This is a genomic window from Pseudomonas sp. NPDC087346, assembly GCF_044744235.1.
Lineage (GTDB): Bacteria > Pseudomonadota > Gammaproteobacteria > Pseudomonadales > Pseudomonadaceae > Aquipseudomonas.
The window spans coordinates 1-20,349 of record NZ_JBIUXX010000006.1 but is presented as its reverse complement, the minus strand read 5'-3'; the positions used below and the strand labels follow the sequence as shown (position 1 = coordinate 20,349).

The 20,349-nt window shown below is 56.3% G+C and carries 16 protein-coding genes; 11 read left to right on the top strand and 5 right to left on the bottom strand.

The window, feature by feature from the left end:
* Positions 1-61 precede the first annotated feature (61 nt).
* Positions 62-1,234, bottom strand: coding sequence for an MFS transporter (locus ACIOZM_RS05590; protein WP_401210470.1), 1,173 nt, complete (start codon positions 1,232-1,234; stop codon positions 62-64).
* 195 nt (positions 1,235-1,429) lie between these two features.
* Between ACIOZM_RS05590 and ACIOZM_RS05585 the strand changes: the two genes are divergently transcribed.
* The 7 genes from ACIOZM_RS05585 (at position 1,430) to ACIOZM_RS05555 (ending at position 12,121) form a co-directional block, all read left to right on the top strand.
* The gene (locus ACIOZM_RS05585; RefSeq protein WP_401210467.1) at positions 1,430-2,230 is read left to right on the top strand and encodes a glucose 1-dehydrogenase; all 801 of its coding nucleotides are present in this window, start codon (positions 1,430-1,432) and stop codon (positions 2,228-2,230) included.
* Positions 2,223-4,049, top strand: coding sequence for a glycoside hydrolase family 15 protein (locus ACIOZM_RS05580; RefSeq protein WP_401210464.1), 1,827 nt, complete (start codon positions 2,223-2,225; stop codon positions 4,047-4,049). Before ACIOZM_RS05585 ends, ACIOZM_RS05580 begins: the two co-directional genes overlap by 8 nt.
* Before the next feature lie 391 nt (positions 4,050-4,440).
* Complete coding sequence (locus tag ACIOZM_RS05575; RefSeq protein ID WP_401210462.1) at positions 4,441-4,836, top strand: hypothetical protein; 396 nt, start codon at positions 4,441-4,443, stop codon at positions 4,834-4,836.
* Positions 4,837-4,944: 108 nt separating this feature from the next.
* Positions 4,945-5,838 (top strand): alpha/beta fold hydrolase, encoded by an 894-nt coding sequence (locus ACIOZM_RS05570; protein WP_401210459.1) that lies wholly within the window; start codon positions 4,945-4,947, stop codon positions 5,836-5,838.
* Positions 5,839-5,986: 148 nt separating this feature from the next.
* A complete protein-coding gene (gene rdrA / locus ACIOZM_RS05565) occupies positions 5,987-8,749 on the top strand; it encodes an antiviral RADAR system adenosine triphosphatase RdrA (protein WP_401210456.1) in 2,763 nt (920 codons plus the stop codon).
* Complete coding sequence (gene rdrB / locus ACIOZM_RS05560) at positions 8,749-11,394, top strand: antiviral RADAR system adenosine deaminase RdrB (RefSeq protein ID WP_401210452.1); 2,646 nt, start codon at positions 8,749-8,751, stop codon at positions 11,392-11,394. Before rdrA ends, rdrB begins: the two co-directional genes overlap by 1 nt.
* An 85-nt stretch (positions 11,395-11,479) precedes the next feature.
* Entirely contained in the window at positions 11,480-12,121 is a 642-nt protein-coding gene (locus tag ACIOZM_RS05555; RefSeq protein ID WP_401210450.1) for an SLATT domain-containing protein, read from the top strand.
* A gap of 78 nt (positions 12,122-12,199) precedes the next feature.
* Here the strand turns inward: ACIOZM_RS05555 and ACIOZM_RS05550 are convergent, their stop codons facing one another.
* Positions 12,200-13,171 carry a GlxA family transcriptional regulator gene (locus ACIOZM_RS05550; RefSeq protein ID WP_401210448.1) on the bottom strand — a complete coding sequence of 324 codons (972 nt, stop codon included), beginning with the start codon at positions 13,169-13,171 and terminating at the stop codon, positions 12,200-12,202.
* 89 nt (positions 13,172-13,260) lie between these two features.
* On the opposite strand from ACIOZM_RS05550, the gene inhA reads away from it, so the two are divergent.
* The 3 genes from inhA (at position 13,261) to ACIOZM_RS05535 (ending at position 16,794) form a co-directional block, all read left to right on the top strand.
* Positions 13,261-13,947, top strand: coding sequence for an isonitrile hydratase (gene inhA / locus ACIOZM_RS05545; RefSeq protein ID WP_401210446.1), 687 nt, complete (start codon positions 13,261-13,263; stop codon positions 13,945-13,947).
* A 387-nt stretch (positions 13,948-14,334) separates the two neighbouring features.
* Positions 14,335-15,126 (top strand): type II CAAX prenyl endopeptidase Rce1 family protein, encoded by a 792-nt coding sequence (locus ACIOZM_RS05540; RefSeq protein ID WP_401210443.1) that lies wholly within the window; start codon positions 14,335-14,337, stop codon positions 15,124-15,126.
* Positions 15,127-15,228: 102 nt separating this feature from the next.
* Positions 15,229-16,794 carry a methyl-accepting chemotaxis protein gene (locus ACIOZM_RS05535; RefSeq protein WP_401210441.1) on the top strand — a complete coding sequence of 522 codons (1,566 nt, stop codon included), beginning with the start codon at positions 15,229-15,231 and terminating at the stop codon, positions 16,792-16,794.
* Positions 16,795-17,153: 359 nt separating this feature from the next.
* Here ACIOZM_RS05535 and ACIOZM_RS05530 read toward each other — a convergent pair whose 3' ends face one another.
* The 3 genes from ACIOZM_RS05530 to ACIOZM_RS05520 form a co-directional block, all read right to left on the bottom strand.
* The gene (locus tag ACIOZM_RS05530; protein WP_401210439.1) at positions 17,154-17,516 is read right to left on the bottom strand and encodes a DUF6124 family protein; all 363 of its coding nucleotides are present in this window, start codon (positions 17,514-17,516) and stop codon (positions 17,154-17,156) included.
* Positions 17,517-17,596: 80 nt separating this feature from the next.
* Positions 17,597-17,962, bottom strand: a complete 366-nt coding sequence (locus ACIOZM_RS05525; RefSeq protein ID WP_401210436.1) for a DUF6124 family protein — start codon at positions 17,960-17,962, stop codon at positions 17,597-17,599.
* A gap of 1,179 nt (positions 17,963-19,141) precedes the next feature.
* Positions 19,142-19,819, bottom strand: coding sequence for an alpha/beta family hydrolase (locus ACIOZM_RS05520; protein ID WP_401210710.1), 678 nt, complete (start codon positions 19,817-19,819; stop codon positions 19,142-19,144).
* Positions 19,820-19,916: 97 nt separating this feature from the next.
* Here ACIOZM_RS05520 and ACIOZM_RS05515 point away from each other — a divergent pair.
* A partial coding sequence (locus ACIOZM_RS05515; protein WP_401210434.1) for a cbb3-type cytochrome c oxidase subunit I occupies positions 19,917-20,349 on the top strand: 433 nt, incomplete at its 3' end.

Here is a 20,349-nt window from a genome sequence, read left to right as displayed (position 1 = left end):
TTGTCTGTATAGAAGAACGAAAGCGACCTTGTAGAAATTAGCCCTCGCCCCTGCCATCCAGTCACTTCAGGTGTCGGTAACTTTGCACCGCCGCGCCCAGCACGACGGCCCCGGCGGCAATCGCCAGCCAGAACCCGCTGCGGGCACCGAAGGCATCCACCAACGCTCCGGAGCCGGCAGCGCCGATGGCGACGCCAATACTCAAACCGGTCACCAGCCAGGTCAGCCCTTCGGTCAACTTGGCCGGCGGCACGATGCGTTCAATCAGCGCCATCGCCACAATCAACGTCGGCGAGAAGAACAGCCCGGCGACGAACACCGCCAACGCCAGCCCGAAAATATTGCTCGCCAGCAACAGCGGCAACGTGGTCACCGCCGTCGCTACACCGCCGTACAGAAACAGTCGCGGCAACGGTAATTTCGAGCGCATCGCGCCGAAGGCGATCCCGGCCAGACAGGAACCGATGGCGTAGACCGACAACACAATGCTCGCCGCCGCCGGTTGCCCTTGTTGCTGGGCGAACGCGACGCTGACCACATCGACCACGCCGACAATGATGCCCATGGCAATCATCAGCGCCAGCAGCAATTGAATGTCCGTCGAACGAATGATCGAACCCTGATGATGAGACTCATGCGGGTGCACCGCTGGCTCGGTACTGCGCTGGGCGACGAACGCGGTGACACCGATCGCCAGCATCAACAGCGCCGCCAATGGCCCCGCCTCGGGAAATGCCACTACACACAACCCCACCGACAATGGCGGGCCGACGATGAAACACACTTCATCAAGCACCGACTCCAGCGCATAAGCGGTCTGCAATTGCGGTTGACCACGATAGATTTCGGTCCAGCGCGCCCGCACCATCGCCGACATGCTCGGCATGCAACCGGCCAGCGCAGCAAAGATGAACAGCGTCCAGGTCGGCGCCTGCAAACGGGTACACAGCAACAACATCAACAGCGCCCCGCCGCCGATCAGTGCCGACACCGGCAGAACCCGCCCCTGACCATAGCGGTCGACCAGCCGCGAGACCTGCGGTGCACAAAACGCCGTGGCCAGAGCAAACGTCGCCGCCACTGCACCGGCCAGTCCGTAGCCACCCTGAAGCTGCGCGAGCATGGTGATCAGGCCGATACCGGTCATGGAGATCGGCATGCGCGCAATCATCCCGGCAATCACAAAAGCCCGGGCACCGGGGGCGTTGAACAGTTCGCGGTAAGGGTTTGCCATCGGATGCAGCCTCATTCAGGGCCGCCAAGTTGCCACAAGGCCAATGGGCGTGGAAGCAGTGAATTGTTGGTGGAGTGTGAAGCCCGCATTCCCCTGTAGGAGCTGCGGCACGCTGCGATCTTTTGATCTTGCTCTGAACTCTCAAGGCAATCGGCTAGTCAGCTAACTAGGCCCTCACCCAAGGCACAACCGCGCATGCACATTTCCCTCGCCCGTCAGGTTGCACTGGTCACTGGCGCCAGCTCCGGCATCGGCCACGCAGCCGCCAAAGCCCTCGCTGCAGCGGGTGCGGCCGTTGTCATCAACTACAACCGCCAGGCTGAACCTGCACAGGAACTGGCCCGGCAGATCATCGCCGATGGCGGGCAGGCACTGGCCATCGGCGCCGATGTGTCCAAGGAAGACGACGTCGAACGACTGTTCGCCGAGACGCTGGAAGCCTTCGGCTCACTGGACATTCTGGTCGCCAACTCCGGTATGCAAAAAGACGCAGCGGCTGTGGATATGTCGCTGGCGGACTGGAATCAGGTGATCGGCGTCAACCTCACCGGCCAGTTCCTCTGCGCCCGCGCCGCGTTGCGCATCTTCAAGCGTCAGGGCATCCGCGAAGGTGTGTCCCGCGCTGCCGGCAAAATCATTCACATGAGTTCGGTGCACCAGCGTATTCCGTGGGCCGGACATGTCAATTACGCCGCGTCCAAGGGTGGCGTCGACCAACTGATGCAAACCCTGGCTCAGGAAGTCAGCCGTGAGCGCATCCGCATCAATGGCATCGCTCCCGGAGCGATTCGCACGGCTATAAATAAAGAGGCCACCGAAGGCGCGGCCGGCGAAAAACTGCTCGACCTGATTCCCTACGGCCGTATCGGCGATGTCGAGGATGTCGCCAACGCCGTGGTGTTTCTCGCCTCCGACGCCGCCGACTACATTGTCGGCACCACCCTGTTCATCGATGGCGGCATGAGCCTCTATCCGGAGTTTCGCGGCAATGGCTGAACATCATCCCGAACGACAAAGCGCTATCGACGCCCACGGCATCATCGGCGACATGCGCAGCGCGGCACTGGTCAACGACAAGGGCAGCGTGGATTTTTTCTGCTGGCCGGAGTTCGACAGCCCGACGATTTTCTGTTCGCTACTCGACAGTCCAGAGGCGGGGATTTTCCAGCTCGCTCCGGATTTGCCGGATGCCCGCCGTGAGCAGATTTATTTGCCGGACACCAATGTTCTGCAAACCCGCTGGCTCAGTGAATTTGCGGTGGTGGAAATCACTGATCTGCTGCCGATTGGTGACAGCGTCGATGACCTGCCGCTGTTGATGCGTCGGGTCCGAGTGGTCAGCGGGGAAGCGAAGTTCCACATGCGCTGCGCCGTTCGCCACGACTATGCCCGCGCCGAAACCAGTGCGCAGATGGATGGGCAAACGGTGGTGTTCAGCGCCGAAGGTCAGCCATCGCTGCGACTGGTAGCGGATCAGCCGATGTACATCGATGCCGAGTCGGCGCTGGCGTCGTTCAGCTTGAAACAGGATCAGAGCGCCGAGTTTCTACTCGGTGGCGCAGACGATCCGCGTTTTGCCGAGGACGCGGCCAAGTTGTGCATGGAACGCACGCTGAAGTTCTGGCGCGACTGGATCGGCCAGTCCAACTACCGTGGCCGCTGGCGCGAAATGGTCAACCGTTCGGCGCTTGCGCTCAAGCTGCTGACCTCACGCAAACACGGGGCAATCCTCGCGGCGGCGACGTTCGGCCTGCCGGAAGCCGTCGGCGGCGAACGCAACTGGGACTACCGCTACACCTGGGTCCGCGACGCCTCGTTTACCGTGTATGCGTTCATGCGCCTGGGCTTTGTTGAAGAAGCCAACGCCTATATGCGCTGGATGCGCGGCCGGGTCAGTGATTGCCATGGCCAATCGATGAAGCTGAACATTCTGTACGCCATCGACGGACGTCAGGAATTGCCGGAAACCGAACTCACGCATTTGTCCGGCCACGGCGGCGCAAAACCGGTACGCATTGGCAATGGCGCGTATGACCAGATTCAGCTGGATATCTTCGGCGAACTGATGGATGCGGTGTATCTGGTCAACAAGTACGGCGATGCGATTTCCCACGAAGGCTGGAAGCACGTGTGTGAAGTGGTCAATCAGGTGTGTGAGACCTGGCAGACCGAAGACGTCGGCATCTGGGAAATGCGCGGTGAGACGCACCATTTCCTGCACTCACGGCTGATGTGCTGGGTGGCGCTGGATCGGGCGATTCGGCTAGCCTCGAAACGCTCGCTGCCGGCCCCGTTTGCGCAATGGGATCAGACCCGTCAGGCGATCTACGCGGATATCTGGGACAACTTCTGGAATGAAGAGCGCGGGCATTTTGTGCAGTACAAGGGCGGCACTGCTCTCGATGGTTCGATGCTGTTGATGCCGCTGGTGCGTTTCGTCAGCGCCAAGGACCCGCGCTGGCTCTCGACCCTCGAAGCCATCGAGAAACATCTGGTGCGCGATGGCATGGTTTATCGCTATCGCAACGATGACGCCAATATCGACGGTTTGGCCGGCACCGAAGGCGCGTTTGCCGCGTGTTCGTTCTGGTACGTCGAATGCCTGGCCCGCGCCGGGCAGGTGGAAAAGGCGCATCTGGAATTCGAACAACTGCTGCGTTACGCCAATCCGCTGGGGTTGTATGCAGAAGAGTTCGACAGCCATGGGCGACATCTGGGCAATACCCCGCAGGCGTTGACGCATCTGGCGCTGATCAGTGCGGCGAGTTTTCTGGACAGGCGGTTGAGTGGCGAAAAGGACTCGTGGCAGCCGTAATGTTCGTCAGAGCCTGTCGGAAATGTCCAATTGCACACAGTGTTTGTAGGATCTTGCCCACACATTTCTGAAAGATGTCTGCACTCTGTGGCGAGGGGATTTATCCCCGTTGGGCTGCGAAGCGGCCCCCGTCCCTGATCTGCTCACTTCATCACAAGTACCGCATCGACTGGCTTTGCGACTGCTGCGCAGCCGAACGGGGATAAATCCCCTCACCACAGTTATGCGGTTCGACACCTACACGCCTTAAACAAATCAACCGCACTTCGTGCCCCGCAACTCGCACTTACACCCTGAAATACCTTGTTGCCAGCTGTTACATCCCCCCCTACCATCCACCGCAACGGGCACAGCGGAGCTGTCCAATAAAACCCGAATTCAAGGAACCAGAATGACCCAGCACGTCCACCGTCCCATCGACATGCCCTTGCGCACCGGCCTCAACCGCAGCCAACTCTGGGAAGCCGCCGACAACGGCCTGATCAAGTGCTGGGAAGTCGGCCGCCAGCGCGCCGCACGCTTCCCCGACCTCGCCCAACGCTGCCTCGCCGACGAACTGCCCGTGCTCGGCTGGAAAGGTGGCGTCAGCCGCAGCCTGAAGAAAAGCCAAAAATACGGTTCCCTGAAGTATCTGGCGCAGTGGCAGGGATTACGCGGAGAGGATCTGGATATTGATCTGAGCGTCGAACGGGCACTGACCTGTTCGCGGACGAAAATGGTGGTGACGTTTACCCCGGATCGGACGAAGTATTTCAATCAGGTGCCCGAAACAGAAACCCCAGCCTGATAGAGCAACTGTGGCGAGGGAGCTTGCTCCCTCGCCACAAGGTTCATCTGCAACAGGTTCAGCGGTTTGGTCTAGTGTTGCTGGACGCCTATTTTTTCGGAGCCTTCCATGACTGACATCCAACATGTACGGACGCAGACCCTGGACATTGCCTGCGAAAATCATGGTCCCGACAGCGGCGAACCAGTGATTCTGCTTCACGGATTCCCCTACTCTCCCCGCGCCTACGATGAAATTGCTCCGACCCTCGCAGCCAAGGGTTATCGGGTCATCGTTCCATATCTGCGCGGCTACGGCCCGACCCGATTTAACAGTCCGGACACTTTGCGCTCAGGGCAGCAAGCAGCGCTGGCTCAGGACTTGCTGGATCTGATGGATGCGCTGGGGATCGAACAAGCCACCCTCTGCGGTTATGACTGGGGCGGTCGGGCGGCGTGCATTGTTGCGGCGCTGTTTCCAGAGCGGGTACGTGGTCTGGTGACCGGAGACGGCTATAACCTGCAAAACATTCCACATTCGACCCAGCCGCTGGCCCCAGAGACCGAGCATCGGCTGTGGTACCAGTATTATTTCCACACGCCACGCGGCATTGAAGGTCTGAGGCAAAACCGACGGGAGTTTTGCGAACTGCTTTGGCGTCTGTGGTCGCCGACGTGGACGCAAAACGCCGAGCGCTATCCGCTGAGTGCCCCAGCCTTCGACAATCCCGACTTTGTCGACGTGGTGATTCATTCCTACCGACATCGTTTCATGTATGCACCGGGCGATCCGGCTCTGGAATGGATGGAGCAACTGCTGACAAGACAACCGGCAATCAGCGTGCCGACCATCTCCCTGTGTGGCGCCGATGACGGCGTCGGTCCGGCGCCAGCAGAAGATGAGGACATAGACCATTTCACCGGGCCATATGAGCGGCGGGTACTGGCCGATGTTGGGCACAACATTCCGGAAGAGGCCCCGCAGCAAACGCTTACGGCGTTGCTGGATCTATTGCAGCGATGAATGAAGCCCCTTGGAACCGCATAGCTGTGTAAGAGTTTGACTGGCATTTGTAGTAGCACATGGCTACTCTCATTGGATCCACATCAAACATATCTTTCGCCTTCCCCCGTGGGGGTAGGCGCTATGCGCATGACAAGGAATGCTTTACATGGGCGAGAACTCCGGCATCGAAATCGAATTGCCAATCGATCAAGGCGAACAAGCACACCAGCCGACGCCCAAAAATCTGTTGGCGCAGGACGTCTATAAAAAGATTGTCGAGCATTTGAAAAGCAGCCTTGGCAAAACTCCTTCCCTCGACAGCCAGTCCGACGATCTGGACGATTATCGAAGCCATGAAGCCATCCTCATCGACGGAGGTCGAGGCACAGGTAAAAGTTCGGTCCTGGTGAATCTCGCAACGTATCTCAAAGATGACAAGGATCTGCTGATCCTTAAACCGGTAGACCCGACCCTTCTGGAAAACGGTGATGACCTTCTGCTCAACGTGATCGTCGCCGCGCTGATGCGGGATAAGACAGTACGCACCGCCTTGCAGAACCGGGAAAAAGAGGCCGAAGCTTTTTACGAACAATTGCATAAATTGGGCGCGGCACTGGAAGGTATCCAGAAGCAGAAAGAGCAATACGGCCTCGACAAACTTCGAGCTTTCATGGGCAATCAATCTCTGGCTGAGCATGTTCACATTCTGCTCAAAAAAACGTTGTCGTTGACTGGAAAAAGGCTGGTTGTACTCCCTATTGATGATGTCGATACATCGCTGCAATTGGCATTTGAAAACATAGAAGTTGTTCGTAAATACCTGACCTCGCCGTTTGTCGTGCCACTGATCAGCGGTGATCTAGGCCTATACGATGAGGTTATCTGGCGGGAGTTCCATGGGCGGCTGACGCATCAGAAGGCGGCCATCGAAGAAGAAGCCGAAACCAGAGCGCGGGATCTAGCAGAAGAGTATCAACGCAAAATCCTGCCATTACCCCGCAGGATCAAATTGCCTGCATTAACAAGTTATTTGCAAAATCAGAAAATCATCCTGACGAACCACGGTTCAAAAATTTTCCCACTGGCCACACTTCAGCATTGGCTCAATGCGTTATTGAACGAACGTGTGAACGGAGAGGAAAATAGCCGCTTAGAACTTCCGCTGCAAACAGTTCGAGAAATGACCCAATTTATTAATGGGTGCAAGCATCTAATTCCGGCACTCGAGGAACATCTAAGCCTGGATTTGAACAGTGTTTCACCTCAGACACTTCCAACGATGCTTAAGCGCTTGCTGTTCATGCCTTTGGGCATTGCCACGGCTGTGCAGGATTTTGAAGAAGAATACAATAAGGCGACTTTCAGTAGCGAACCACATCGACGGGACATACGAACTGGCAAAGAGCGCGCATATCGAGCCTTGGGGGCAAGCACTGCAGGTATTCCGGAAAAATTCAAGGCCGACTTTACCCCCTATATCCAGCAGTGGTATAAGGCGATTTCGGACTACTTTCAGTATCACCGAAAAGGAGGAGCGGCCTACTTCACTGCTTCCACTAATGAAAAATGGCTGACAGCTAACAGCGACAGCAAAAAAATATCTGTATTGGCTCACGACATGTTCCAACCGTTGGAACAAAGTGTTAAAAAATACGAAACCTTCGAAAGCATTGCTGGTATAAAACAATCGTGGTCTGGAGTTTATTCATCGGTAGTGCCGCAAGCTTGGATTGAGCGAATTCCAGAATCGACTGTTTTGTCCTTCCCAATTCCGGAAAAGGGTCAAAGAATACCAATCAAACCGTCCTCGAGTTGGTCGTTGAATGTACAAACCCCGGAAGCCTTGCACGGCAAAGCCGAACTTGCGCGCCAACTGTTAGTGCACTGGAGTTTTTATTCACCCAACCAACGTGCCAACCTCGTTCTTCACGGGCGAATTTTTGAACTGGTGGTGGCCAGCCTGGTTCGTGATATTTCGGAAATCGAAATCGCAGATATTATCAACCGCCCGCCTTTTCACTCAATGGCAGCACTGGCTCATACCAACACTCTGAATCTCTCGGAAGCCTTTGAAGTATCCGAAGATGAAAAAGAAGAAATAAGTACAGAAGAGGCAGTCAAGGGAGATCAAAAAACCAAGGAAACCATTTCAGATTTCACCGCGGAAATAAATAATTGGCGTCGCCAGCACAACATCCAAGTGCCGCACAGCTGGTTGATTTATAACGTTATGAATAGAGCTTTTAATCAAATCAGCGCATTTTCGCCTAACAAAAAATCGAACAATTATTCATTGTTAGAGATTATAGACTCGGGAATGCGCATGTTCAACTCAGTGTGGTCCGCCTTCGGTAGTTTTGAAAAAGGTGAAACCTTTGGCCTGCCGCGAATCATTGCCTACGTCAACATGTCTAGCTCCAGCATAAACTTCGAACAGCACGCGCATTATCGGCAAAACATCTTGCCTTTTCTTCAAAAAATAAACGAACGGGGTCAACACCACAACTTCAAAACCGGATCATATACGTTCGCACTAGAGTCACATCCACTGCGAGCTTTGTTACAGGAAATACTTCAACGCGACCATCCGCAACAGAAAAGCTCAAAAAACAATCAAACTAACGAAAAGGCGACAAGAAAACGCACAACCATGACCCCATCAACAGAACTCAACAAAATCATTAACGCCACCGCAAGAGAACTCGGCATCACTTTAAAAAACCAATCATCCATAAACGCGCTTGACGCTGCGACAATGCTACGCTTCTTAAATCTTGTTCTTGAGCGATGCAACAAAACACTTGCAATAGAGTTCCATAAAATTATAAGTGGTGCGAAAGTTAATCCGGGGCCTCAGCGCCACCTTCAATACATGCACGAACAGTTTTTACTTCGACCAAGAGGCTCTGCTGGGACAGGTCCAGCCTGATGCTCGACCAGTCGCTATTCGAACTCGCCAGCGCGACATGTTTCTCCAGCACATCCCTGGCGGAAACGTTGCGCGCGCGACTGTTGTCAGCACCGAACCTGGGTGATCCGACCCGGCACGATTCATTTCATGAAACTTGTCTGCGCAATTTGCGCAAGGATCTTGATGCCGATTACCCGCGTCGATTTCGTATCAACGATATGGATCTGGCACTCGAAACTCTTTGGCCCCGCAATCTCTTTCTAGAGTCCCAAGGCGGACGTCTGGACATGCTCGACGGTTTGTTCGATCAGCTGTTTCTCGAAAACGGTGACGTCATTCAATATCGGGATGACCGTGTGCAGGCCTACGTGCGAAGCGCTGCACGTCTCGATCCGGCGTTGCTGGCTGGCTGGCGGATCGCCAAACGCTTGAGAGAACAGCCGAGACTGGGATGCAATGACCTGTCGCGCATTGTCGAGGCTCAACAACCGTTTTTCAGCCCCAGAGCTCAGACTGATAAGGCCTTTGCGGAAAACCATGTGCACTTGGGTGGAGTTCATTACGACGGCCTGGTCCTGATGTCGGGATTGAGTACACCACTCAAGGAACTGGCGAACGAACCGGCGCTCAAGGTGCTTCCGTCACTGCAGCGATTGACGCAAAGACTGCTAATGGACATAGGTACTACTCCACTTGAGAACAAAGATGTTCGAAAAATCTGCATCGAGACTTTGGGCAGTCGCTGGAAAATAGAACCTCCCGTCGCCATAAACTGGAGATGGCTTGCTGAAAAACAGATGGAACCGGCAGACGTCCTGCATCCGCATTGGCAACGACAGAAAATCGCACGTGCTTTGGTCAAGGGTGATACTGGCAAGGCATGGTTATGGTTCGTGATCTGGTGCTGGACCCGATATCAGGACCCGGCCTGCAGCAGCGAACTGCGCATGGCCCTGTTCTATCTGCTCAACTCATTGACCCACATGCGTCGCCAACTTCTGATGGACGGTCAAGGTTTGACCCGTTTCGTTGACGTTTACAACAATCATGCACGCCGCAATCTGGGATGGGATCAACAGTACACCGACGCCGCGCGGCGTATCTTTCACGGTGATGGCGATGTGGCTGAAATCAAGGTTGTCCATCACCAGTTCACACCCCAGGCAGTCGTCCAGTGGTTGGGCCATCTGGCAAACGCCATCGGCCTCGATTCCGCTCCCAAACTTCAACCAGTGCCTTTGGCAAAGCAATTGGCAATGCGTAATGCATTTGAACGCTGGCATTTTTGCATCCATCTGATTCGGGATGAGTTCAGTCGGGACAATCCTTCGAACGTTTGGCTTGAGGCCAATAAGCTAGAAAGCAAGCTCAACAGTAATGCCTCGTGGGAACGTGAAGAGCTTATCAATACCTCAACCCTATGGCCTGGTCGTTTGCAGCCCGCACGCTGGATAAGGGGATTGGATGTTGCCGGTGACGAAAATGCGGTAAAGACAGAAGTGTTCGCACCTGCTCTCAGATGGTTGCGTCAAGGCCTGCAATGCAAACCGTTTCTGGCAGCGCCATCATCGGGTCTGCACCTGAGCGTTCACGCCGGCGAAGACTATGCGCACCCACTATCGGGTATGCGCCACATTGATGAAACCGTAGTGTTCTGTGAAATGCGTGCAGGTGATCGGCTCGGACACGCCCTTGCAATCGGCGTAGAACCTAAAATGTGGCTGGAACGACATGGTGAAGCAGTTTTGCCACTCGACGAGCACGTCGACAATCTGGTTTGGGCCTGGCATCACGCGTGCGAAATGAGCCCTCATCTCGACTTGGCCGCACAGATTGTTCCGAAACTTGAGCGAACCTTACGTCGGCTGATTCCATATCTTTCTTGGCTATGTGAAGGTCAAGTTCCTCCGACAATAGAACAGCTTTTTGACGCATGGCGGATGCGCCGTAATTGTTACCACTATGTAACACGCAACATCATTGCTCCTTTTGAGGATGCCAAATTCAATATTGCCGTGCCTGACCGACGTGAGTTCGAACGACACTCAAAAGAACATCCATCCCCTGCGGTCGCGCTTTATAAACAGCGTTGGCGAGTACTTTCAAGCCGTCGAAGCGGTTTGAATGAATACATCTGGGCGCCTCAAGACCAACAAAGACAGGTCGTTTGCAAGGTTCGAATTCGTCAATCGGATCATGAGTCCGACAGCCACTATCGGACAAAATGTGATTTGAACCTGATTACCGTCACCGAAACATCCAACGAAGTTGTGTTCATGCATGCACTTCAGGATTGGCTTCTGGACAGATACGACCGCCTCGGACTGATTATTGAAGCCAACCCGACATCTAACGTTTACATCGCACGGTTGAAATGCCATAGCGAACATCCTGTTTTCAGATGGTACCCACCTGACGAAAGCACTTTGCATAAAGGCGCCAAACACAATCTGTTCGGCTTGCGACGTGGTCCAATCAAATTCTGCGTCAATACCGACGATCCGGGCATCATGCCAACCACGTTGCGGACCGAGTTTTCACTTCTGAGAGAAGCAGCTCAGGCGCATGAAGTGTCTCGAACTCAGGCGGAGCAATGGCTGGAGCGCATCCGCCTATTGGGCCTTGAGCAGTTCAATCAGAAACATGAATCGCTGTGGGGATAGAAAAAGCCGTATCCGCACTTCCATGTTTTTACACGTACTCAACTTCCACCAACAGCCAAACCAACAGGGATGAAACGTATTCAGCATGACAACCCAAGATAACGAACTACTGAAGCCAGATTCTTTTAAGGCATTCCTTGGCGCACTAAAACTGATTCACGGCGCAAAGCAAGACAAGGAGTCCCTCAAGCGTATCGTCGAGGCAATAAACGCGTTGATTTATACCAGCGTCGATTACTACGCACTGGCCGGAAAAAGACATAGTTCCAGAGCAACCATAACGCGCTGGGTCGCCATCGTGTTTGGCACGATAGGTGTGCTCGCCCCCTTGTTAGGCGGAATCAATGATTGCTTCAAGGGACTGGTGGGCTGGGGGTATCCCGCACTAGCCATCGCTGGTGCGGCCATGCTGGCTGATCGATCCTTCGGTTATACCCGAGGTCATATTCGGTACGTCATTGCGCGTCTGGAGTTGAAGCACCTGATGACAAGCTTCCAGGTGGGATGGTCATTGTGGCTGGCTAACAACCCGCAAGATCAACTCGCATCAGAACAGCTGAAAGAAGCCGAGAATATTCTGTATACATTTATCGACCGAGCACATGAAATCGTTAAGGCAGAAACCGCTGTTTGGGGCATCGCTGTCGTTGAGGATATGCAGGAACTTAAAAATCTGATTGGGCAGAACCCGCAAACCAAGCCTGACGCCTCAAAAGATCCCGTTTGACTCAAGTTTCATCCTCAAAATCTCAGCGTCCTGCTGGCAACGGCATGACGCTCTTCCAATACTTTCTACTCTCGCTTTCTAATCTGCCGCCTCACCAACCGAAAACCGCTCCCGATAAGCCTGCGGCGTCACCCCAATCGCCCGCAGAAAACTGCGGCGCAAGGTCTCTTCGCTGCCAAACCCGCAGTTGGCTGCCACGCGTTTGACTGGCAGGCCGGTGTCGCTGAGCAATCGCCGAGCGGTTTCGACGCGGATCAGTTCGATGGCCCGCGCCGGGGTCTGGCCGGTGTCGGCGCGGTAGTGGCGGACGAAGCTGCGTTCGCTCATGCCGGCCTGTTCGGCGAGGGTCGGGATGCCGAGATCGCAGGTGAGGTTTTCGGCGATCCAGGCGTGCAGTTCGTCGAAGCGGTTGCCTTGATTTTGCAGGGATAGCGTCACGCTGAATTGTGATTGCCCGCCCGGGCGTTTGAGAAACACCACCAGATGCCGGGCGACGTCCAGCGCGATATCGCTGCCCAGGTCTTCTTCGACCATGGCCAGCGCCAGATCGATACCAGCGGTGACACCCGCCGAGGTCCAGACCGGGCCGTCGTTGATGAAGATCGGATTGGCCTCGACCTGCAAGTTCGGGTGTTGCTGCGCCAGTTGTTCGCAGCGGGTCCAGTGGGTAACGACGCGGCGCCCGTCGAGCCAACCGCTGGCCGCCAGCAGAAACGCGCCGGTACACACCGAGGCAACGCGCCGACATTTCGCGGCGTGTTCGCGCACCCAATCCACCAGCGACACATCTTCGGCGGCGGGATAAATGCCCCAGCCTCCAGCGATGATCAAGGTGTCGCTGGCCTCTTGCGGCAACGGCTCGGCCAGCACCGCCAAGCCCGCCGACGACATCACTGCCCCGCCTTCGCTGGCGATCACGCTTGGCGCGTAGGGAATCGGCAGTCCGCGCTGGCGGGCGATGTCGTTGGCCGAGGCGAAAACCTGCAACGGGCCGGTGACGTCGAGGATCTGCATGTTGGCGAACGCGAGTACGTGAATGGCTTTGGGCATTTGGCGTAATTCGTGGGGTTATTGGCGTATGCGCCAGACGCTACGCGCCTACAGTGAAGCCGTCCACCCCTTTTAATGGAGCAAAAGCCATGGCGTTGCAGATCGGTTTTCTGTTGTTTCCACAGGTGCAGCAACTGGACCTGACCGGACCGTATGACGTGCTGGCGTCGTTGCCGGACGTGCAGGTGCATCTGATCTGGAAAGATCTGGTGCCGGTCACCGCGAGTACCGGTCTGGTGCTGAAACCGACTATTACCTTCGACGATTGCCCCGATCTGGATGTGATCTGCATCCCCGGTGGCGGCGGCGTCGGGCCGCTGATGGAGGACGAGCAGACACTGGAATTCATCAAGCGTCAGGCGGCGCAGGCCAAGTATGTGACGTCGGTGTGTACTGGGTCGCTGGTGCTTGGCGCGGCGGGATTGCTTCGGGGTAAACGTGCGACCACGCATTGGGCGTATCACGAACTGTTGCCGACGCTGGGCGCGATTGCAGTCAAGGATCGCGTGGTGCGCGACGGTAATCTGTTTAGCGGTGGCGGGATTACCGCGGGGATCGATTTTGCCCTGACGCTGGCCGCCGAATTGATCGGCGCCGAGGCTGCGCAGGTGCTGCAGTTGCAACTGGAATATGCTCCGGCTCCACCGTTCAATGCGGGTAGCCCGGACACTGCGTCGCAGCACGTCCTCGACGAAGCACGCAACCGCGCTGCGGCATCGTTGAAGACGCGCACGCAAATCACTGAGCGCGCGGCTGCCAGACTTAACCTGCACTGATTTTCTGCCGATCACCAAGCCCGCTTCCACAGTTTTTGTGTCCGGTCGCAGTATTGGCATATGTCGAAAAACCAAATGTAGGAGTGAGCCTGCTCGCGATGGCGGTGTGACAGGCAGCATCAATGTCGGCTGATAGGTCGCCATCGCGAGCAGGCTCACTCCTACAGGGATTTGCGGTTGGATGCGGGGTTGGTGAACACGCTTAACCCTGTGGGAGCCGGGCATTGTTGTGTCAGACAGACCGCTATCGCTGGCCAGCTCCCACAGGTACTGATGTTGGCTAAAGGTTTGCGTCCTGTCCCGACTTCCCGCCACACCTTTACTTGTCCCCTGCCGCCCGCCCGTGTAGAAAGCCTTCCCCTGAGCATTTGAAACACAAGGATTCACATGAAGGCTTTGCCATGGCTCTATCTCGGGCTTCTCGCCATTGGTTACGGACTGGCTCTGTCATACGGCCACCTCGGCTGGCTCGCACTGATTTCCGTGGGGCTGCTGCTGGTCGCCGGTTTTGCTGTGCGCCAGCAAACCATCCCGGTCGCGCGATATCTCGGGCATGGCCTGTTTATCGTTCTGGCCCTGTCGCTGGCCCTGCATTGGTTGCCGGGGTTTTATAACGGTCGGGCGATTGATCCGCAGCGTTTCAGCGACAACTCCGTGCCGTTTTCGATGTACATGAATCTGGACAAACCGCTGATTGGCTTCTGGCTGTTACTGGCCTGTCCATGGATCGTCGCCCGCCGCTCGTTGCGCCTGACGGTTTACGCCACGACCCTCGCGCTGACCCTGAGCGTGATCCTCGCGCTGGGCGGTGCGCATCTACTCGGCATGATCGATTGGGCACCGAAATGGCCGGATCAGTCGTGGATCTGGGTGCTGAACAATCTGCTGCTGGTGACGCTGGTCGAGGAAGCGCTGTTTCGCGGCTATATACAGGGCGGTCTGAGCCGAACCTTCAAACAGCTGCCTTATGGCGAGAACCTTGCGCTGCTGCTCGCGTCTTTGCTGTTCGGCCTGGCCCACATCGGGGCGGGATGGACCTGGGTGTTGCTGGCTGGCTTGGCGGGTATAGGCTACGGCCTGGCCTACCGTTTTGGCGGACTCGGCGCGGCAATCGCCACGCATTTCGGCCTGAATCTGCTGCACTTCGGCCTGTTCACCTATCCGATGCTGGCGGGTTGAAACAAGGGCCGTTTTGCGACGCCGTGCTGATTATTGAAAAATATTTTCAATAAATACCTGACACCGCCGACAACCTTTCAAAGCCTTGCGGATTGAAGAATCATGCGTAATAACCAGCCCATCACACAACGCGAACGGACTTTCCCCGCTCAGCAACGGTTGATTTCCACAACCGACGCCAAGGGCGTGATCACCTACTGCAACGACGCTTTCGTCGAAATCAGCGGGTTTTCGCTTGAGGAACTGATCCGTGCGCCGCACAACCTGTTCCTACACACAGACGTGCAGGCTGCGGTGTTTTCGCACATGTGGGGCACACTGAAACAAGGCTTGCCATGGATGGGCATTGTCAAGAATCGCTGCAAGACCGGGGATCATTACTGGGTTAACGCCTATGTAACGCCGGTGTTCGACGGCAAACAGGTGGTCGGTTACGAGTCGGTGCGGATCAAACCCACCGCCGAACAGATCCGCCGTGCCGAAGCGCTCTACCAACGCATCAACCAAGGCAAGTCGGCAATTCCTTCCAGCGACAAATGGCTGCCGGTGCTACAGGACTGGCTGCCGTTCATTCTGGTCAGCCAGTTGAGCTTCGTGATCGGCGCAACCCTGAACTCGCACTGGGGCTTCGCGCTCGCTGCCGGTCTGTCGGTGCCGCTGGGCCTGATGGGTCTGCAATGGCAACAACGCGGGCTCAAACGCCTGCTGCGTCTGGCCGAGCAGACTACGTCCGACCCGCTGATCGCGCAGATGTACACCGACAGCCGTGGCGCACAGGCGCGTCTGGAAATGTCGATCCTCAGCCAGGAAGCCCGCCTGAAAACCTGCCTGACTCGCCTGCAAGACACCGCCGAACACTTGACCGATCAGGCCCGACAGTCCGACGCTCTGGCGCACAACAGCTCTACCGGTCTGGAACGTCAGCGCGTGGAAACCGAACAGGTCGCCACCGCCGTCAACCAGATGGCTGCGACCACCCAAGAAGTCGCGAGCCACGTGCAGCGCACCGCCGACGCCACTCAGGAAGCCAATCGCCTGACCGGTCGCGGTCGCGACATCGCCGGGGAAACCCGCGAAGCCATTCAGCGCTTGTCCGTTGTCGTCGGTGAAACCGGTCTGACCGTGACCCAACTGGCCAAGGACAGCGACGAAATCGGCGGCGTGGTCGACGTGATCAAAGGCATCGCCGACCAGACCAACCTGCTGGCGCTCAACGCCGCCATCGAAGCCGCCCGTGCTGGCGAGATGGGCCGCGGTTTTGCCGTAGTGGCCGATGAAGTTCGTCAACTGGCGCAACGCACCAGCGAATCGACCGGGCAGATCCACGCCCTGATCGCCAAGTTGCAACAGACGGCTTCGAGCGCCGTGCAAACCATGGAAGCCGGGCATCGTCAGGCGGAAGAAGGCGTGGCGCGAGTGCTGGAAGCGGATCAGGCATTGGTCGGAATCAGCGAAGCGGTGGCCAACATCACCGACATGACCACGCAGATCGCTGCCGCGACCGAAGAGCAAAGTGCGGTGGCTGAAGAAATCAGCCGCAACATCAGCAACATCTCGGAACTGGCGGATCAGACCTCGGAACAGGCGCATAACTCGGCGCTGCTGAGTGAAGAGCTGACCAAGACTGCCAACACGCAATACTCGTTGGTGGAGCGGTTTAACCGCTGATTGAACTGGTGATACGAAAAACCCGGATGGCGAGAGCTTCCGGGTTTTTTATTGCTTGTCTGGAATTGATGGTGTCCGGCAGACCGCTATCGCGAGCAGGCTCACTCCTACATTGATCTGCGGTGGCCACAGATTATATGCCCGACAAAGATCCAATGTAGGAGTGAGCCTGCTCGCGATGAGGCCAGTTTTAATGGCGACAATCCCCTCAGTGAGCAGGGCTTTGAATAGGCTCGCAAATCAACACTCCTGAGGTTTAGCCGCTAAAAATCAAAAGATCGCAGCGTTCCGCAGCTCCTGCACTGATCACTTGTAGGAGCTGCGGAACGCTGCGATCTTTTGATCTTGACCAGTAGCGCTTATTCCTTCGGAACAACGTTATCCAACGCCTGATTCACCGCCAACTCCCCCAGCATCACAACCTGCGCAATACCCAGCAAAGTCTTGCGGTTCGGCCCTTCCAGCAGCCCGGCGAAATCACCGAGCATGACCGTCGCCGATGCCAGAGATTCGCAGGCATTTGCCAGCAGGGATTCGGTATCGGATTGCGGGTTGACCATGAACATGCTGCTTGGGGAATAAGGTGCGGCCATGATTTTGGCCGCAGGCGTGAGGTAATGGTCGAGGGCGCGTTCGGCTGCTTCGTGGAGCTTTCTCGAATCGAGTGATTCGTAAGGTGAAGCCGGGTCAGACTCTGGCGCAATCGGTGTGGTTTTGGTCATCAGCTGGAACTCCGTTTCAGAGCCGCACAGGGGCTCTAATGGAAGGAGGGAGCAAGCTCCCTCGCTCATCTGCGTAGCGATTAGTCGGGTACGCGCTGGTTATCCAGAACGCGATTGACCACCAGTTCGCTGAGCATGATCAGCTGTTGCAGCACCAGCATCGATTTACGCTGTGAGGTGTCCAGCGTGCTTGCGATTTCACTGGCCAGGTCGCTGGCTGACGACAACGATTCGCAGGCTTCGACCAAGAGTGTTTCGTCATCCACGGTGGGGTCGATGAGAAAGATCTTGTTGGGCTTTTGGGGGTACATCGACCCTCTGAGCGTCTTGGGATTGAGATAGAAATTGATGGCGCGGTCTGTCGCCTCTTTGATCTTTTGAGGGTCGAGAAACGGGTCGTAGGGGATTGAGCTGGTGTCTGGGGGGTTGGGTGTGGCTTTGAACATGAATGAAACTCCTACTACAGATTTAAGGAGCCATCACCCTCTCGCTACCAAACGATGGGTGGCGGCCATACGCGGGTTGGTAGACCGGCTGCAATAGGAACCCGGCGCTCGCAAAGGAGCCCCACGCATGACCACCATAAAACCGAGCCAAAAAAGAAGCCCCATAAGGTGTTGCCATACAACTATTACAGACGGGCTACCAAACCCGATCACTGTTTTTCAGTGACAGGGAAACGATATAGCCCGACCCATAGTCGTGTAAGCCGGCGGATTCTGGCGTACGCGTAGGTAACGGCGCAAGGCGTTGTAGCCTTTATGGCGTAACGGTTCGTGTACTTTAAACATGCGTACCGGATTAAGTTTATGGACAGCCGATACACCGCTTTCGCGAGCAAGCTCACTCCCACATTTGGACCGCATACATCCGGTGGAGATTGGTCGGCTGTCACGCCGCCATCGCGAGCAGGCTCACTCCTACAGAAAGCAAAAGCAAAACAGCCCCACGCCACGCCGCCATCCCGTTGTAGGAGCTCACGAGTGAAACGAGGCAGCGATCTTTTGATCTTGTTTTAATGAAGCAAGGTCAAAAGATCGCAGCGTGCCGCAGCTCCTACAAAGAATACGCATATCTGCCAGAGCCTGGTCGGCTGTCAGGCCGCCAAGTCTGCTTTGCTCTTCACCACTCAACAGGATGAGCGTTAGCTCGGCTGAGCTCTTGATCTTGGAAGGCAAAGTCAAAAGATCGCAGCGTGTCGCAGCTCCTACAAAGAATGCGCACGCCTGCCAGAGCCTGGTCGGCTGTCAGGCCGCCAAGTTCTGCTTTGCTCTTCACCACTCGCAGGATGAGCGTTAGCTCGTCTGCAGATCTTGATCTTGACCTTGATCCACGGGCGACGTCGGAAGGCTGAGTGGAGGGATTCATCCGGGGGTGGGAGCGCAGCGACCGTTTGGCGCAGCCAAACACATCGAGAGGAGGTGCAGCGCAGCAAACCGTAGGCGATGCCCCCCGGATGAGTCCCGGAGCGAAGGAACCCCGAGCCTCAGCGAGCGGGCCGCACGTAGGAGCAAGCGTTTTTTTGCTTACTTTTTTTAGGCGTTTGTAAAAAAAGTGAGTCGCCGTCAGGGCGAAACCCTAAGTGGCCGTTACCGCAGCAACGGATATCCCCCAAAAACAAAGCCTCACCGAAGAAACCCAGCCAAACGCTCAGCCGCGCTCGCCAAATGCTGCTCATGCGTAAACCCGGAAGCTTTGAGCGGCTTCAAATCATGATCCCCGGCCGCCAGCCACGCCACCTCAATACTCGGTGACAAGCTGTAAGCCTCGACAGCTTCACGATTGCCAAGCGCATCCCGCTCCCCCTGCACAATCAAAGTCCGCGTCTTCAACCCAGCCAAATGCTCAACCCGCGGCTTCTCGGGTTTCCCAACCGCATAAAACGGATAACCCAGACAAACCAACGCATCAGCCCCCAACTCGTCCGCCAAAAGACTGGCCATCCGCCCGCCCATGGACTTACCACCGATGGCCAAAGTCCCAGCGACATGACGTCGCACTTCAGCGAACACTTCGCGCCAGCATTCAAGCAGTTTCTGCGCCGGATTCGGTGGACGTTTGCTGCCGTCGATACGCCGCTGCGCCATATAAGGAAACTCAAAGCGCAACACGTTCACCCCAAGCCCGGCAAGGCGCCCAGCCATATCCGACATCCAGCCACTGTCCATCGGCGCACCCGCCCCATGCGCCAGAATCAAAGTCGCCGAAGCCTCGCCACTGGCCGCATTCCAAAGCCATCCATGATCGAGCACGCACTGCGCCCATTGATCCCCGTCAATACTGGCCTTGTGCTGTTTGTCCATGCTTGCCTCGCTTTTAGTCTGCCTATAACTCCAGGCGAAGGAATCGCGGCGTTTTTTGCCCGCGTACTCACTTCGGCTGAACCGTGGATGGGGAACCATGAACACTTCTATCAGTACCGCCTACAACTACAAGGTGGTCCGCCAATTCGCCATTATGACGGTGGTGTGGGGCATCGTCGGCATGGGGCTCGGGGTTTTTCTCGCCGCTCAATTGGTCTGGCCCGAACTCAACTTCAATTTGCCTTGGACCAGCTTCGGTCGTCTGCGCCCGCTGCACACCAACGCAGTGATCTTTGCGTTCGGCGGCTGCGCCCTGTTCGCCAGTTCGTTCTACTCGGTACAACGCACCTGCCAAACCAAACTGTTTGCGCCGAAAATCGCCGCGTTCTGCTTCTGGGGCTGGCAGTTGGTAATTCTGTTGGCGGCAATCAGCCTGCCACTGGGTTACACCAGTTCCAAGGAATACGCCGAACTGGAATGGCCGATCGACATTCTGATCACCATCGTCTGGGTCGCCTACGCCATCGTGT